Here is a 16138-nt window from a genome sequence, read left to right as displayed (position 1 = left end):
GTATTCACCGCATCCTTCAGGCCGGGCCGAAGGCGCACCGAATCCGCAGGCTTTTCCCGCCCGTCTTTTGCCCGCTTCCCGCGCTGGAACGTCAACAGGCGCGTCGCCATTTTTTTTCCGGCTGGCAGGACGCATCGCCGCGGCAACCCCTTGCGCCGGAATGCCCGCCACAGGGCCAAGACACTTGGAAAACCTCAGATTATACTTGGAAGAATCAAATCGCTGCCTTAATGGCGTGCGCACATCGGCCCGGCCCCAAGATTCAAGGATTCAGTTGATTGAAACACTCGTCTGAAGCACCGCATTCCGTTTATGGCGTGGAAAAATGGGGCAAGGGCCTCATCGAGGTGACAGAGGGTGGCGAGATCGGGCTGCGAAACCCGCTTGCGCCCGAGGCCCCGGCGATCAGCCTGCCCGGCATCCTGCGCGATCTCGACCAGCGCGGCATCCGGGCGCCGATGATTCTGCGCATCAGCTCCTACCTGGAAAACGAGATCGCCCATATCAACGAAAGCTTCGCCGCCGCCATCGCGCGCGCCGATTACAAGGGCTGCTATCGCGGCGTGTTCCCGATCAAGGTGAACCAGCAGGCGCAGGTGATCGACCGCATCGTCGAGTTCGGCCAGAAATACGACTACGGCCTCGAAGCCGGTTCGAAACCCGAACTGGTGATCGCCTTGGCGCACCGGCTGGCGAAAGAGGCGCTGATCGTCTGCAACGGCGTCAAGGACGCCGAGTTCATCCAGCTTGCGATCCTCAGCCGCAAGATCGGCTTCAACACGGTGATCGTGCTGGAAAGCCCGAAAGAGGCCGACACCGTCATCGAGGTCTACAACGAACTGGGCATCGAGCCGCTGCTGGGCGTGCGCGTCAAGCTCACCAACCAGATCAGCGGCAAGTGGGAGGAAAGTTCGGGCGACCGCTCGGCCTTCGGCATGAACACCGACCAGCTTGTCGCGGTGGTGGACAAGCTGCGCGACGCCGGGCTGATCCAGTGCCTCAAGCTGCAGCATTCGCATCTGGGCAGCCAGGTGCCCGACGTCAACGACGTGCGCCGCGCGGTGGGCGAAGCCTGCCGCTACTACACCGAACTGACCCGCGAAGGCGTACCGCTGACGCATCTCGACCTCGGCGGCGGCATGGGCGTGGATTATACCGGCGAAAAGAAGGCCACCGAGAACTCGATCAACTACACGGTCGAGGAATATTGCGCCAACGTGGTCGAAACCGTGGCCTACGCGATGGACGAAGCCGAGGTAGAGCATCCCACGCTGGTCACCGAAAGCGGCCGCGCCGTGGTGGCGACCTCGTCGATGCTGGTCTTCAACGTGCTGGAAAGCACGCTCTACGACGCACCCAACGGCCCCGAGGTCGAACCCGACGATCACCACATGGTCGCCGACCTTGCCGCCGTTCACGGCTATCTCAGCCACGAGCGCCTGCAGGAATGCTGGAACGACGCCAACTTCTACCGCAACGAACTGCGCGCGCTGTTCCGCCGCGGATACGTGGACCTGCGCCAGATGGCCCGGGCCGAGCGCATCTACCTGTCGCTGATGGCGCGGATCAAGGCGCTGGTGGCCTCGGAGCATGTCGAGACCGACGTGGACGACCAGCTCGAGAAACTGGCCGACATCTACCATTGCAACTTCTCGCTGTTCCAGTCGCTGCCCGACGTCTGGGCGATCGACCAGCTGCACCCGATCGTGCCGCTGCAGATGCTGGACCAGACCCCCGACCGCCGCGCCGTCCTCAGCGACATCACCTGCGACAGCGACGGCAAGATCGACCGCTTCATCCTGGCCGACGGCGTCTCGCCCAGCCTGCCGGTGCATACCCTGCCCGAGGACGACGACTATTACATGGGCGTCTTCTTCGTCGGCGCCTACCAGGAAACGCTGGGCGATCTGCACAACCTGTTCGGCGACACCAACGTCGTCACCATCGACATCAAGCCCGACGGCGGCTTCGACCTCCTGCACGAGCAGGAGGGCGACACGATCTCCGAAGTCATGGCCTATGTCGAATTCGATCCCTCGGACTGCGTCGCGGCCTTCCGCAAAATGGTGGACGAGGCGATCTCGACCGGTACTCTGAAGGCCAAGGACCGGAAAACGCTGATGAGCGCCTATCGCGACAGCATCAACGGCTACACCTATTACGAATAACCCCCCAGCAGAGGAGAGCATCCCATGGGCAAGACTTTGGTTGTTGGCGCCGGCGGCGTATCCCACGCCGCCGTGCACAAGATGGCAATGAACCCCGAGATCTTCACCGAGATCACGCTGGCCAGCCGCACCAAATCGAAATGCGACGCCATCGCCAGATCGGTGAAAGAGCGCGTGGGCGTGGACATCAAGACCGCCGAGCTTGACGCCTACAAGGTCGCCGATACCGTGAAGCTCATCAAGGACACCGGCGCCGAGATCCTGGTCAACCTCGCCCTGCCCTATCAGGACCTGGTGCTGATGGACGCCTGCCTCGAGGCCGGCATCCATTACCTCGACACCGCCAATTACGAACCCGAGGACGAGGCCAAGTTCGAATACCACTGGCAATGGGCCTACCAGGACCGCTTCAAGAAAGCCGGCCTGACCGCCATCCTCGGCTCGGGCTTCGACCCGGGCGTGACCAGCGTCTTCGCCAAGTGGCTCAAGAAGCACAAGCTGGACACCATCCGCCAGATCGACGTGCTGGACGCCAACGGCGGCCAGAACGAGCAGGAATTCGCCACCAACTTCAACCCCGAGATCAACCTGCGCGAAGTGCTGGCCGAAGCCCGCCACTGGGAAGGCGGCGAGTGGAAGACCACGCCGGCCATGACCCACAAGGTCGAATTCGACTTCCCCGGCATCGGGCCCAAGAACATGTACCTGATGTATCACGAGGAACTGGAATCGCTCTCGACCCACTTCCCCGAGATCGAGCGCGCCCGTTTCTGGATGACCTTCGGCGACGCCTACATCACCCATGCCAGGGTGCTGGAAAACGTCGGCATGACCCGCATCGACCCGGTGATGCACAACGGGGTCGAAATCATCCCGATCCAGTTCCTGAAGACCCTGCTGCCCGATCCCGGCGATCTGGGCCAGGAAACCAAGGGCAAGGCCTGCATCGGCGACATCGCCACCGGCCAGGCCAAGGACGGCTCGGGCGAAAAGACCTACTACATCTACAACATCTGCGATCACGAGGAATGCTACCGCGAGGTCGGCTCGCAGGCGGTCAGCTACACCACCGGCGTTCCGGCCATGATCGGCGCGGCGCAGGTGCTGAAAGGCAACTGGCGCGAGCCCGGCGTCTGGAACATGGAGCAGCTCGATCCCGACGACTTCATGGACATGCTGAACACCCAAGGGTTGCCCTGGCAGGTCCACGAGCTCGACGGGCCGGTGAAGTTCTGATCGGATCCGGGAGGAACCCGCCTCCCCGGCTTCATCTTTTCGAAAATACTCCGGGGGTCCGGGGGCAGCGCCCCCGGCCTTCTCCACAAGCGGAGACACCGCTATGGCAGACATGATGACCACCCAGGCCGGCGACGCCGGAGCCTTCCGTAACTTCGACCTGGGCCGCGTGCCCACGCCCTGTTTCGTGGTGGACGAAAAGGCGGTGGAACGGAACCTGAGCATCCTCAAGGACATCTCCGACCGTTCCGGCGCGCATGTCCTCTCGGCGCTCAAGGCGTTCTCGATGTTCTCGCTCGCCCCGCTGATCCGTCGGTATCTCGGCGGCACCTGCGCCTCGGGCCTCTACGAGGCGCAGTTGGGGCGTCAGGAATATGGCGGCGAGGTCGCCACTTTCTGCGCGGGCTACAAGGATGCCGAGATCGACGAGATCATCGCGCTGTCGGATCACATGATCTTCAACAGCCCGGCGCAGAAGGACCGCTTCCTCGGCAAGTGCCAGGCGGCGGGTCGTCAGGTCGGCCTGCGCATCAATCCCGAACATTCCGAGGGCGAGGTCGCCAAGTACGACCCCTGCGCCCCCTGCTCGCGCCTCGGCACGCCGGTCAGCCAGCTTGACGCCGCCGCGATGCAGGGCGTCGACGGGTTGCACATGCACACGCTCTGCGAACAGGGGTTCGAGCCGCTGGCCCGCACCTGGGCCTCGGTCGAGCCCAGGCTGGCGCCCTTCATCGGCGGCCTCAAATGGCTGAATTTCGGCGGCGGCCACCACATCACCCGCGACGACTATGACCGCGACGCGCTGGTCGACTTCCTGCGGGGCATCCGCGCCAGATACGGGCTCGACGTCTATCTCGAACCCGGCGAGGCGGTGGCGCTGGACGCCGGCATCCTGGTGGGCGAGATCCTCGACCTGCCGCGCAACGGCATGGACCTCGCCATCACCGACATCTCGGCCACCTGCCACATGCCCGACGTGATCGAGGCCCCCTATCGCCCGGCGCTGATGGACGAGGTCGAGTCAGGCCATACCTACCGCCTGGGCGGCCCGTCCTGCCTCGCGGGCGACGTGATCGGGGATTACACCTGGGCCGAGCCGCTGCGCATCGGCCAGCGTTTCGCCTTCCTCGACCAGGCGCATTATTCGATGGTCAAGACCAACACCTTCAACGGCGTCCCCCTGCCCACGATCGCGCTGTGGAACAGCGACACCGACGATCTGAAGATCGTCAGGCAGTTCGGATACGAAGACTTCAAGGAGCGGCTATCATGAGCATTTTCCTCGACAGCGAACTCACCGCCTCGGAACGCACCGAGGACGCTCGGTTCCGCGTCATCCCGGTGCCGCTCGAACGCACCGTGTCCTACGGTTCCGGCACGGCCGAGGGGCCGGCGGCGATCATCGAGGCCAGCAACGAGCTGGAGCGCATCGTCGGCCAGGCCGAACCCTGTGCAAGCGGCATCTTCACCGAAGCCCCGCTCGATTGCGACGGCCCTCTGCCCGAGGTGATGGAACGCCTCGCCCAGCGCACCGAAGCCGCCGTGCGCGCGGGCAAGGTGCCGGTGACGCTGGGCGGCGAGCACTCGCTCAGCTACGGCGCGGTGATGGGCGTCGCCCGCGCCCTTGGTCAACCCGTCGGCATCGTCCAGATCGACGCCCATGCCGACCTGCGCGTCGCCTACCAGGACGAGAAGCATTCGCACGCCTCGGTCATGCACCTGCTGGCCGAGGAAGGCATCCGCCTGGCCCAGTTCGGCGTGCGTGCAATTTGTACACAGGAGGTCCAGAGCCGTGTACAAAACGGAATATTCCACGTCGATGCTGAAGAATTGGTTACCAACAACACCCATGCCGTCGACCTGCCGGCGGACTTTCCGGAACTGGTCTATGTCAGCTTCGACGTCGATGGCCTCGACCCGTCGCTGATGCCCGCCACCGGAACCCCGGTGCCCGGCGGCCTCGGCTACTACCAGGCGCTGCATCTGGTGGAGCACGCGCTGAAAGGCCGTAAATGCGTGGGGTTCGACGTGGTCGAACTCGCCCCCGACGGCAACGCCGCCTGGGATTTCACCACCGCCCAGATCGTCTACCGTATCATGGCCGCCTGCTGACCCTCGCCGGCCAGCCAATCCACGAAAGCCCGCGCGTGACGGTTCTCGGCCGCGCGCCCGGTGATGCAGGCGAAGTAACCGCGCCGCGTCTTCAACCGCTGGTCGCAGGCGCGGATCAGACGCCCCGCATTCAGATGATCCTGCAAAAGGTGTTCCCAGCCGAGCATGATCCCATCCCCGTTCAGCGCCGCCTGCAGGCAGACGGTAAAGCTTGTGAACCGCTCTGCCGAACCGGGCGGAGCGATGCGCAGGCCGGCGCTTGCGGCGTACCGCTCCCAGTCGCGCGTGTGATTGCCGTGCACCAGATGCAGCAGCCGGTGATCGCAAAGCCTCTCGGCCGGAACCGGGCCGGGCAGGTAGGCTGGCGCGCAAAGCGGAACAAGTTCCTCACCGAAAATCAATGACTTGTGCAGACCCGGCAGACGTGCGGGTTCGTCGAAGACGATGATCACATCCGACCCGCCCTGGTGGTAGTCGTCACTCAGGTCGCGCGACACCAGTTCGATGACGATATCGGGATGGGCGCTGCGAAACGCCGGAAGCCGTTGCATCAGATAACAGCTTGCAAACCCGATCGTGCTGTCCACCACCAGCGTGTTCCGTTCGGCCGGCAGCCGGATCTGCTCGACCGCCGTCTGAACCTGCATCAGGCTGCCCGCGATCGCATGAAACAGCACCTCGCCTTCGGGCGTCAGGGTCACGCCGGGGCGGGTGCGGTGCATCAGGCGCACGCCCAGCGCCTGTTCCAGATCGGCGACGCGCCGGCTGACGGCGGGTTGCAGCACGTTGAGCTCCTGCGCCGCCCGCGAGAACGTGCCATGCCGGGCGACTGCTTCGAAGGCTGTCAGGAGCTTCCAATTCAGTCTGACCACATCTATTCCCTGAGAGAATGCTGTACATTCGCATTTTGCGCGTTTGTCCGCGAAAGGAAAGGTCTTAGCGTCATCCCGGTCAACACCGGCAGATGCAGCATGAACCAGGCCCGTTCCACCGCCTTCTCCCCCGCCGCGTTGGAGCGTCTGGGCAGTTTCGTATCGGACGCCGCGCTACACCCAGACGCCGCAACCCTCCGCTGCCTGCGCGATGGCGTGGTCGATGTTCTTGGTTGCATTCTCGTCGGCGCCGATACGTCAGTCGCGCGCAAGGCGCAGACGGCGGTTCGGGGCCTCGGCGCCGCCGGCGACCGGCCCGTCTTTGGCACCGATCTGCGCGTGTCGCGGCCTCACGCCGCCTTCCTGAACGCCGTAGCGGGTCACGCGCTGGACTTCGACGACTGGGAAGTGCCCGGAAACTCGCACCCGACCGTCGTGATGATACCTGCGCTGCTGGCTGCGGCGGATCGCAAAACTTCCGGCGCCGATTTGACGTCCGCCTATCTGGCCGGGTTCGAGGTCATCGCGCGGCTGGGCGAGGCGATGAATTTCGAACATTACGACCGCGGTTGGCATACCACGGCCACGCTGGGCGCGCTGGGTTCGGCGGCGGCGGTTGCCCGGCTTCTGGCCTTGTCGCCTGAACAGACGACCTGCGCCCTGTCCCTCGCCGTAAGCCGGGCAGCAGGATACACCTGCCAGTTCGGGTCCGAGGCCAAGCCCCTGCAGGCCGGGTTTGCAGCGCAGGCTGGCGTGGAATGCGCCTATCTGGCGCAGGCCGGTCTGTCGGGACAACCGGACGTGATGCACCACGCAAAGGGCATGGCCGCCTTGATGGGCGTCCCGGACCCGGCCCGGCTGGACCGCGCGCTTGACAAGTTGGGCAAGCCTTTGGCCCTGGCGGAACACGGACTGGTCCTGAAACCCTGGCCCAGCTGCGGCTATACGCATCGGATCATGACCTGTGCGCTGGAGCTGGCGCCGGCAATCGAAAGCGCCGAGGACATCCAGCGGATCGACCTGCACCTGCCGGATTTCCACTATGCCATCCTGCCTTTCGACGCCCCTGCGAAACGGGCCGAGGCCCTGTTCAGCCTGCATTTCGTCAGCGCCATGGGACTTGCGCGCCGGGGACTGAACCTGGCCGACGTCGCGCGGCCAAGCTGGCTGGATCCCGATATCTCCGGCCTGGTCCGCCGTACCCATGTTCATCCCTTCGCGCCGAAACGGCCCGAGTTGAACTACGACCCCGACGACCCCGACCGGATGGAAGTCACCCTGCGCGATGGCCGCCGCTTGGCGGCCACTTGCCCCTATCCGCTGGGTGCGCCGCAGAACCCAATGACGTCGGACCAGATCCGCGCGAAATTCACCGCGAATGCGGGAAGGACCGGCCAAGCCCTGTTGGATTCGCTGTTCGACTGGCCCGCAAGCACATCGGTCCTGACCCTTCTCGACAGCCTGGGAGAAAATCCATGAGCCGATCAAGATCCGGCCGCGCCATTCGCCGCGCCGCACGATCGAACGGAGCCGGCTCCGGCCCGACTACGGCGATCTGGCCGGGAATCGAAGGCGGCCGCTACCGCCCGATCTCGCAGGAGGGTATCCGGGCCATCCACGACACCGCCCTGCGCATTCTGGCCGAAGTGGGTCTTGCCCGGGCGACCCCGCGCTGCGTCAAAGCTGTGACATCGGCGGGCGGCAGCCTCACCGAACAGGGGCGGCTTCTGTTCCCCCGAGGGTTGGTCGAGCGGATGCTGGAAACCGCCGGGCGGGGCTTCAAGCTGCATGGCCAACGTCCCGAATTCGATCTCGATCCGTCGGGCACGCGCATTCACCTGGGCACCTCCGGTGCCGCGGTGCATGTCATCGACAGCGAAACCCGCAAGGTGCGCGACAGCACGCTGCAGGACCTCTACGACATGGCCCGGCTGGCCGATGTGCTGCCGAACATCCACATGTTCCAGCGGACGGTCGTGGCGCGCGATCTGACAGACCCCTACGAGATGGAGCTGAACACCGCCTATGCCTGCGCCCTGGGAACGGCCAAACCCATTGGCACCTCCTTCAGCTCGGCCGAAACCATGCGCGACGCGATCGCCATCTTCCACGCCATCGCGGGCGGCGAGGCGGCCTGGCGCGAACGGCCCTTCTGCTGCGTCTCCACCTGTTTCGTGGTTCCACCCCTGACCTTCGCAGAGGAGGCGCTGAGCATCATCGAATGCGCCGCCGACACCGGCACTCCGCTGAAGCTGGTCTCGGCGGGACAGGCCGGCGCGACCTCGCCCGCGCCGCTGGCGGGCGCAGTGGCGCAACAGACCGCCGAGGTGCTGGCCGGGCTGGTCTACGTGAACCTGCTCAACCCCGGCCACCCGGCCCTGTTCGGCGCGCTGCCCTTCGTCAGCGACCTGCGGACCGGTGCGATGTCGGGCGGTTCAGCCGAACAGGGCGTTCTGATGGCTGCCTGCGCGCAGATGGCGCAGTTCTACAACATCCCCTGCGCGGTGTCGGCGGGCATGACCGACAGCAAGATGCCGGACTTCCAGGCCGGTTACGAGAAAGGCATCACCGAGCTTCTGAGCGCGCTTGCCGGCGCAAACCTGATCTACGAGGCGGCGGGGATGTACGGCTCGCTCCTGGCCGCGTCAAAGGAAAGCTTCGTGCTGGACAACGACCTGATCGGCTCGGTCCTGCGCGCGACGCGGGGCATCGACGTCAGCGAGGACACGCTGGCCTTCGAGGTGATCCGCGATGTCTGCCTTGGCGGTCCGGGCCACTTCCTGGGAGCGGATCAGACGCTGGACCGGATGCAGTCCGACTATTACTACCCCGCCATGGCCGACCGCCGGACGCCGCAGGAATGGGCCGGCTCAAACCCGGCCGATCTGCTGGAGCAGGCGCGCGAGAGAACGCGCGCGCTGCTTGCCGAACCGGCACCTCGGCATATCCCTGCCGAGGTGGATGCCGAAATCCGGCGACGCTTCCCGATCCGCCTGCCATTGCCGGACACGGATAGCCGCGCCGCGTGACGGCCCCAATCAGTCCAGCTTGCCGTCATCTGCGGTTTCGTTCAGCTCCATGTGCCCGTCGCCTTTGGACAGCAATCGCCGCAGCATCGGCTCGAAGAATTCAAGCGGCCTTGTCGGATAGTCCGGGTCGAACGAACACTGGTCATAGTCGTGGCAGAACCGGCGGCAATCCTCCCAATAGGGGCTGTCGCGATACTTTTCGCGGGCATTGCGGTCGCCGCCCAGGAAGTGGTTGTAGTAATAGCCCTGGAACACGCAATGATGCTTGAGGATCCAGTGGGTCCTTTCGCTCACATAGGGTTTCATCATCGCCGCCGCGAGTTCGCCGTGATTGTAGGGCGAAAGGATGTCGCCCACGTCATGCACCAGCGCCGCGATCACGATTTCCTCGTCCGCTCCATCCTCGTAGGCGCGCGTCGCCGCCTGCAGGCTATGCTGGTACCGGTTGACCGGATAGGGCGTCCATTCCTCGTCCAGCGACCGGATGGCATCGAGGATCCGGTCCGGCAGGGCGGCGTTGTAAGCCTCCTCATAGTCCATGACCGCCAGGAAATCCTCCTTGGTGGCGTTTTCGAAACTGGTCCAGGTCGGTTTGTGGCTTTTGTCCAGCATGGCGCTTCCTACAATATCTGTTGCAATGCGAGATTAATCGCGCTTTGCGAGCGCGCAAATCGAATTTCGGCAACCGCGTCAGATCGATTGTCCGAAGGCATGGTTCCGCGCATTTCGCCGTGCCGGTACAGGCGCGTTGAACTGGACTCTATTGCCCTGGCCAGCGCAACTGTCCAAAGACGCTCTCGATACTCAAGCGCCCGCCGCCTGTCCGAAGAATGCTGGGCTTGCGCGGCGACGGGGGATCGTCGTTCAGCGCCGCCGCAACCACCTTCGCGCGCCCGAACGGGGTCGTGGGCGAGGCGGCGATCTGATCCGCGGCCCAGCGCGCCACCTGCGGGGTTGCGACACTAGTCCCGTTCATCGGCACACGCGAACCGCTGCTGGAACCCGCGCTGAGGACGCCGGAAAGGGCGACGCTGTCATCGCTGACAGCCGAGGCGTCAGGCCCAGCCAGGCGCAGGCCGTTCAGGGTCGGACCACCGGCGGAATAATCCGCCATTTCGCCATCCGACCGCACGAAACCCGCGACCACCGCCGGCAGGTTCCCGCAGGCGATGCCGTTGATCATGCCGGCGCGGCAGACAGGGCTGTCGTGGCCGGGCGGATCCTCGGCAACCACGTCACCGCCGGGGCGGCCAAAGCGGCGATATCTGGCGTCGGAAAGGTAGGACTGCCTCCCGAACTCGGGAAAACCCGGCAACGTGTCGTCCCGCTGCACCCAGACGTTCAGGGCCAGGTCCTCGACCGCAGCACCTTTCTTGAAGGTCAGCTTCCATTTGCCGGAAGGCGCCACGGGCCCGACGTTCATCGGGTGATCCGTGGGAACTGTCATCACCGTGAACTTGCCGCGAAAGGTCGGTGCACTCGGTGGGCGATAAGCCAAGGCTGCAACAACGAAAGGGTTTCCGTTTTCATCCGTATCGATCAGCACCGCATGCTGAGGTACCATTCCTGCGGGAAGCGTGATCGACCCGACCGAACCGGGACCTTTCAGTTTGAGCCGCATCGCATTGTTCGGAACCGGGTTCAGGACCGGCAACCAGACGTCGAGAAAAGACGCGCTGCGGTCGGCGGGCTGAAGATTCCAGTCAAGCCGTTCCCTCGGGGCCGCCCCCGTCAGGTTGATCACCGCATGGCACTGCGAAAGGTTGCCGTTACCTGACGGCAGGAGCAGCAGCCTTGCACGATGCGTTGCGGCCGACATGTCGGTCAATTCCTTGTCAATGGCGCGTTCGATCTCGCCGGTGCCGTCATGCGGCCCCATGAAGTTGCCGAAGCTGAAGTTCATCACGAGGGGCGGCAGGTGAGAGGCGCGACCAATCTTGTATTTCGACAATCGCGCCGCGATGAACCGCAACGCCTGCTCAAGCGGCAACTTCAGGCCATTCCCCGAGGTGTTGCCGACCAGCCTGGTCGGCAACTGCACGGCAATGATGCGCCTGTCCTCCCCGGTGTCTTCATCTGGCGGGTATCCGGCGGCAAGGCCCATTACATGCGTTCCGTGCGACACCCGCTGCGCGCAAGCCTTGAACCGGCTAAACCGCCAGTCGATCAACCCCAACTCGCGATAGACCGCGGCCTCGTCCAACAACCCGTTGTGGATATTGTGATCCAGAACGTTCTGGATTTCGCGCCGGGTCCAGACACGCCCGACGCTGCTTTGAACATCTGCGGCCGGCTCCGGTGCGCCGTCCATGTCCCAGAAAAAATCGATACGACTCAGTTCAAGCTCACCCGCCCCGTTTCTTCTGCGAAAAAGATCGTGCGCGATGGCAATTCCGTGATCGATGACAGCGACCACGACCGTCTGCTGGTTGACGTCAACCTCCAGATCGGGCGGCGCGAAAGGTTCAGCCCCTGGATTCAAGGTTTCGTCTTCCAGCGGGGTACTGATCAGAATCGACCTTATTCCCAGTTTCTCTTCGCCATCCGGCGCGTTCACCGCATCGAGATAAGCCCTCTGAGCATAGATGGTGATCACGTCCAGATTTGTGCTGGTTCTTTGGCCTTCGTCATATTCGCGCGGAACAAACAGAAAATCGGAAAGCGGAACAGGTTGGTATTCCTCCGCTTTCTTGATGAGTTCATTGATGGTCAGACTGCTGATTTTGTCGCCGGACCTGGCAACGGACACCACGGCCATCCACCACTGTTTGTCAAAAGCCGTGCTGCGCCGGGCCAGCAGATCCACATCGTGGTCGCTGTCGGGATCCTCGTCGCCCAGCCCAAGATCGGCAGCGATAAACCGTTCCAGCTCATTGAGGACGAAATCCGTCCGGGGATCGCGGGGCAGTTTCTCCGGGTCCAGTTCGGTCCAGTCATATGTCATTGCCCGCCCCCCTCACGACTCGTCGTCTTCGGCGATGGCGGGAACGACTGTCACCAGATCCTTCCACTCATCGGCGGCCTTGCCCCAAAGCCAGTTCAGCGGTGCCGACATCATCTGGTTCGCGTCGGCGTCGCCGATGTCGTCTTTCGTCGCCCAGGCCGTTTGTTCCTGTTCGGGATGAGTTCCTCCGGCCGGATCGTTGGGATGGAAGTAGCTGCGCCAGTCGAAATCCTGATCGCCCGGATAGGCGATTCCGTCGAATTCCCAGCTCTCGGAAGGCGCCGCGTGGGTACAGCGGTCCACGAAATAACGGCCCAGCGTCAGGCCCAGCACGGCACCCGCTGCGCTGTCCACCGGGAAATGCACTCCGGCCACGGTTCGGTTGATAGCGATCCGCGCCGCTTGCCGCATCAGCATCTCGCCCCAGATGCCCTTGGAATACGGCTTGACGGCATTGGCCCGCAGCAGCAGCCACAACACGCGCGCCATGGTGAACGCCTCGGTGGCGTGCCCGCTGGGCAAGGTCCCGTGCGAGGGCGTCCAGATCATCGGCTGAATCTGCGGGGAATACTCGATCGGCCGCTTGCAGCCCAGAGCGTATTTCAGCCGCATCTCAACGAAATTCGCCAACCAATGCGCCGTGGCCAAAAGCTCGATCGTATAGGGCGTCCGCGAAGGTTCGATATAGGCGATGGCGCGCAGGAACTCGGTCGGCGTGCCAAGCTGGGCCAGAATCTCGGCCATGCGGTCCTGGCGCAGGTCGGCGTAGTTCGCCACAAGCGTCAACTGTTCGGCAAAGATGTCCTGTGTCGGCCGGCGCATCGCGATCAGCCCCTGGTACTTGGCGTTGGGCACCGGATTGGCAAGCGTCGTTTCAAGGTGAAACACGCGGCCCCATCCCTGATCATCCGCATCCGCACCCGGCTCGAAGACAAAGCCGATATGGGTGCCCAGTTCCAGGGCGTAGATGCTGGCCCGTACCGCCGGCGACAGACGCTCGAGATAGGCGGTGTCCTCTTCGGCATTCGCGTCCACCGCACCAGCCGCGACCGGTATCCAGGTGCCGGCAATCCCGTCATGGTTCGTGATCAACGCCTGCGAGATCAAGGGCGGATTGGCAGGGCCCGGAGCGCCGAAAGCACCAAAGGCTCCGAATGCGCCAAAGGCTCCGAACGCCCCGCTTCCGGTGAAAGCACCAAATGCTCCGAAGGCTCCGAATGCACCCTCGGGTCCCAGGTTCGCCGCGTCTGCCATGTCAATTCCTCCCTTTCAATCCTCAGGTCAAATAGGTTTCAGTCCGGCACTCCAATCTCTCGCAAAGTGTCCGCAAAGGCCTGGCCAACAGGGAAATCCGCGCTGGGTGCGTTCCGCTTCCATTTGCTGACGGTAAAATCGGGGTTCAATCTCAGGATCTTGGCCGCAGTGCCCCGGGCCTTGTCGTGCATGCCCAATCGCCACTCGGTCACGGCCAGCATCCTTAGCGACGACATGTGCAGGCGGTTGAGCCGCAACGAGCTTTTGATCAATTCAAGCGCGCGCGGATAATCCTCGGCGGCAAGACTGGCGCTGCCTGCAAGGCACTGGAAAAAGAACCGGTGCGGATCCCGGGGCGCAAGATGCAGCGACCTCTCGGTGTCGCGGACGGCACGCGCGCCCTCGCCGCGGAACGCATAGAGTGTGCCGCGCAGCGCACGCCCTGTCGCCTCGTTGGGCGTGTATTCGAGGGCGCTGTCGTAAAGTTCTTCGGCCTCGTCCAGGTTGTGCATCAGGTTGGTCTGAACGAAACCCTCGGCAATCAACGCGCCGCTGTTGGTGGGGTCCAGATCCAGCGCGCGATGCGTGTGGTTCAGCGCCAGCGTCGCCTCCTGCTTCGGATCCGATGACCAGCCCTGTACGACCTTCAGAACATGCCAGCGCGATTTCCACGACAGCGGGACCGGCGTGTTCGGAATGCGTTCAATCAGCGCGTCCAACAGTTCTCCGGCCCGGGCGAAATCGGTCGGGGACAGCCGGTGCATCAGCGCGACGGCGGCCATCAGGATCTCGTAGCTGTCCAGTGTCGGCACTGGATGGCTCATTGCGCGCTTCATTTCCAGATCGAGCATCGCGAGATGAATCTGACTCGCCACTTCCGAGAAAATCGAGTTCTTCTGCAAAAGGGCCGACGCCTCGACGTCGATGCGGTCCGACCAGATCACGCGGCCGGTCCGCGCGTCGGACAGGCTGAGGTCGAGCGTGTGATGACGCTCCCCGATCGCGCAATAGCCGGACAAAAGGAAATCGGCCTCCAGCGTCTCGGATATCTGCGGCAAAGAGAATTTCTCGACCGATATCCCCATCGTGGAGAGGCGGGAAATCACGTTCATCTGGTGCGACCGCGACAGCGCCGCGATCAGATCCTCGGTCAGCATGTCGCCCCAGACCGAAACGACATCCGCCTGGCGCATCACCAGCGGCAGGACCGCGATCGTCGGCAGCAGATCCTCGGGCGACAGAAGCGGTGCGACACGGGGGAACTCGTGCGGCGCGACGACGCGAAACGTATGGACGGGATCCGGAACGTTCTTGAGGAAGACCGGTCCGACATCCTCGAACTCGGCATCGACGCTGTTGGCCAGCGAGTCGCGGACGCTGGCCGAAGCCATGATCTCGCCCGGCATGGTCGCAGCCGCGAGACGGGCGGCGATATTGACGTCCCGCCCGTAAAGATCCGAGTCAAGGCTGCGCAATACTTCTCCGGCGTGCATGCCGATGCGAATGGCGATTCCCTGCGCCTCGGGTTCGCCCTGGTTCATGATGGCGAGGTCTTCCCGCATTTTCAGTGCCGTCTGCACCGCCTCGGACGGGTCTCCGAATTCCAGCATCACGCCATCGCCCAGGCGCTTGACGATACGGCCGGTTTTTCCGTGGCTGATTTCCTCTTCGACCGAATCCACGAAGCCGAGCCAGCGGCGCACCGTGCCTTCTTCGTCACTTTCGATCAGGCGGACAGAATCCACGACATCCGCGAAAACCACGGTCTTGGATGAGCGCTGCAGGGCCTGGCCTCCCAATTCCTCAGCAGCCGTGGTCGCAGTCGTGCCCCCCATCTACGGCCCTTCAAAATCACTGAAAACAGTTCAATCGTTTCCCCACTATACACAAGTACGGGCAAATTTTGCATTCTGTTGATGTATAGAAAAAGATCGTGCATCGCAGCGCGATTTCACCCGCCATGCGCGAGCCTGCGCGTGTCCGCAAGCCACGTCCGCCTTGGGAGGAGATGCCGGCAACGATGTTTGGAAAACGGCGGCAATTGCGAGCATGTTCCCGAATATACCGCCGCAATCATCCCGGGCGCAAAGGACCGGGTGGCGGGGAACCCGGCCAGTACCGGCCGGGTTCCCGTTGGCTTAGAAGCCTTTGAGATAGGCGATCACGTCGGCCTGGTCTTCTTCCTTCTTGAGGCCGGCAAAGGACATCTTGGTGCCCGGCACCACGTCCTTGGGCTTTGCCAGGTAGGCCGAGAGGGTCTCTTCGTCCCAGATCAGCCCGCCTGCACCGGCTTCGATCATGGCGTCCGAGTACTTGAACCCTTCGACCTGACCCGCGGTTGCGCCCACGATGCCGTTCAGCGCGGGGCCGACCTTGTTCTTGGCGTCCTCGCCGACCGCGTGGCAGGCCTTGCACTTCTTGAACACCTTCTCGCCGGCTTCGGGATCGCCTTCGGCAAATGCAGGCAGGGCCAGCGCCGTTGCCAGCGAGGTAAGGATCAGCGTGCGCTTGATCATGTTTTCT

Annotated in this window: 12 protein-coding genes; 6 read left to right on the top strand and 6 right to left on the bottom strand. The window is 63.7% G+C overall.

The features are described from left to right. Window positions 1–278 precede the first annotated feature (278 nt). From speA to speB, 4 genes are all read left to right on the top strand, one after another. Window positions 279–2168, top strand: coding sequence for a biosynthetic arginine decarboxylase (gene speA / locus FGK63_RS19615; RefSeq protein ID WP_138845475.1), 1890 nt, complete (start codon window positions 279–281; stop codon window positions 2166–2168). A 24-nt stretch (window positions 2169–2192) separates the two neighbouring features. Beyond that, window positions 2193–3404, top strand: a complete 1212-nt coding sequence (locus FGK63_RS19610) for a saccharopine dehydrogenase family protein (protein WP_138845473.1) — start codon at window positions 2193–2195, stop codon at window positions 3402–3404. Window positions 3405–3507: 103 nt separating this feature from the next. After that, complete coding sequence (locus tag FGK63_RS19605) at window positions 3508–4677, top strand: carboxynorspermidine decarboxylase (RefSeq protein WP_138845471.1); 1170 nt, start codon at window positions 3508–3510, stop codon at window positions 4675–4677. After that, window positions 4674–5516, top strand: coding sequence for an agmatinase (speB, locus tag FGK63_RS19600; protein WP_138845469.1), 843 nt, complete (start codon window positions 4674–4676; stop codon window positions 5514–5516). Before FGK63_RS19605 ends, speB begins: the two co-directional genes overlap by 4 nt. Here the strand turns inward: speB and FGK63_RS19595 are convergent. After that, window positions 5492–6388: a LysR substrate-binding domain-containing protein gene (locus FGK63_RS19595; protein WP_171052719.1), complete on the bottom strand. Its 897-nt coding sequence runs from the start codon at window positions 6386–6388 to the stop codon at window positions 5492–5494. The two genes, speB and FGK63_RS19595, sit on opposite strands and share 25 nt — an antisense overlap. A gap of 99 nt (window positions 6389–6487) precedes the next feature. Between FGK63_RS19595 and FGK63_RS19590 the strand changes: the two genes are divergently transcribed. Further along, window positions 6488–7867, top strand: coding sequence for an MmgE/PrpD family protein (locus tag FGK63_RS19590; protein WP_171052718.1), 1380 nt, complete (start codon window positions 6488–6490; stop codon window positions 7865–7867). Beyond that, entirely contained in the window at window positions 7864–9417 is a 1554-nt protein-coding gene (locus FGK63_RS19585; protein ID WP_138845463.1) for a trimethylamine methyltransferase family protein, read from the top strand. Before FGK63_RS19590 ends, FGK63_RS19585 begins: the two co-directional genes overlap by 4 nt. Window positions 9418–9426: 9 nt before the next feature. On the opposite strand, the gene FGK63_RS19580 is transcribed toward FGK63_RS19585, so the two are convergent. From FGK63_RS19580 to FGK63_RS19555, 5 genes are all read right to left on the bottom strand, one after another. After that, a complete protein-coding gene (locus FGK63_RS19580) occupies window positions 9427–10029 on the bottom strand; it encodes an HD domain-containing protein (RefSeq protein WP_138845461.1) in 603 nt (200 codons plus the stop codon). Window positions 10030–10177: 148 nt separating this feature from the next. Beyond that, window positions 10178–12361, bottom strand: a complete 2184-nt coding sequence (locus FGK63_RS19575) for a S8/S53 family peptidase (RefSeq protein ID WP_138845459.1) — start codon at window positions 12359–12361, stop codon at window positions 10178–10180. Window positions 12362–12373: 12 nt separating this feature from the next. Continuing rightward, the gene (locus tag FGK63_RS19570) at window positions 12374–13615 is read right to left on the bottom strand and encodes a phosphatase PAP2 family protein (protein ID WP_171052717.1); all 1242 of its coding nucleotides are present in this window, start codon (window positions 13613–13615) and stop codon (window positions 12374–12376) included. A gap of 38 nt (window positions 13616–13653) precedes the next feature. Continuing rightward, window positions 13654–15450, bottom strand: coding sequence for an adenylate/guanylate cyclase domain-containing protein (locus FGK63_RS19560; protein ID WP_138845455.1), 1797 nt, complete (start codon window positions 15448–15450; stop codon window positions 13654–13656). A gap of 303 nt (window positions 15451–15753) precedes the next feature. Beyond that, a complete protein-coding gene (locus tag FGK63_RS19555; RefSeq protein ID WP_138845453.1) occupies window positions 15754–16131 on the bottom strand; it encodes a c-type cytochrome in 378 nt (125 codons plus the stop codon). Window positions 16132–16138: the final 7 nt, after the last annotated feature.

The sequence above is a fragment of the Ruegeria sediminis genome (assembly GCF_005938215.1).
GTDB lineage: Bacteria > Pseudomonadota > Alphaproteobacteria > Rhodobacterales > Rhodobacteraceae > Ruegeria > Ruegeria sediminis.
Note: the sequence above shows the minus strand (reverse complement) of the source record. Positions and strands in the feature narration are given on the sequence as shown.

What these genes read in the sequence shown, in the direction of transcription:
- FGK63_RS19560 (WP_138845455.1), bottom strand. Translation starts at nt 15,450, where the DNA reads ATGGGGGGCACGACTGCGACCACGGCTGCTGAGGAATTGGGAGGCCAG.
- FGK63_RS19580 (WP_138845461.1), bottom strand. Translation starts at nt 10,029, where the DNA reads ATGCTGGACAAAAGCCACAAACCGACCTGGACCAGTTTCGAAAACGCC.
- FGK63_RS19590 (WP_171052718.1), top strand. Translation starts at nt 6,488, where the DNA reads ATGAACCAGGCCCGTTCCACCGCCTTCTCCCCCGCCGCGTTGGAGCGT.
- speB (WP_138845469.1), top strand. Translation starts at nt 4,674, where the DNA reads ATGAGCATTTTCCTCGACAGCGAACTCACCGCCTCGGAACGCACCGAG.
- FGK63_RS19575 (WP_138845459.1), bottom strand. Translation starts at nt 12,361, where the DNA reads ATGACATATGACTGGACCGAACTGGACCCGGAGAAACTGCCCCGCGAT.
- FGK63_RS19585 (WP_138845463.1), top strand. Translation starts at nt 7,864, where the DNA reads ATGAGCCGATCAAGATCCGGCCGCGCCATTCGCCGCGCCGCACGATCG.
- FGK63_RS19570 (WP_171052717.1), bottom strand. Translation starts at nt 13,615, where the DNA reads ATGGCAGACGCGGCGAACCTGGGACCCGAGGGTGCATTCGGAGCCTTC.
- FGK63_RS19610 (WP_138845473.1), top strand. Translation starts at nt 2,193, where the DNA reads ATGGGCAAGACTTTGGTTGTTGGCGCCGGCGGCGTATCCCACGCCGCC.
- FGK63_RS19555 (WP_138845453.1), bottom strand. Translation starts at nt 16,131, where the DNA reads ATGATCAAGCGCACGCTGATCCTTACCTCGCTGGCAACGGCGCTGGCC.
- FGK63_RS19605 (WP_138845471.1), top strand. Translation starts at nt 3,508, where the DNA reads ATGGCAGACATGATGACCACCCAGGCCGGCGACGCCGGAGCCTTCCGT.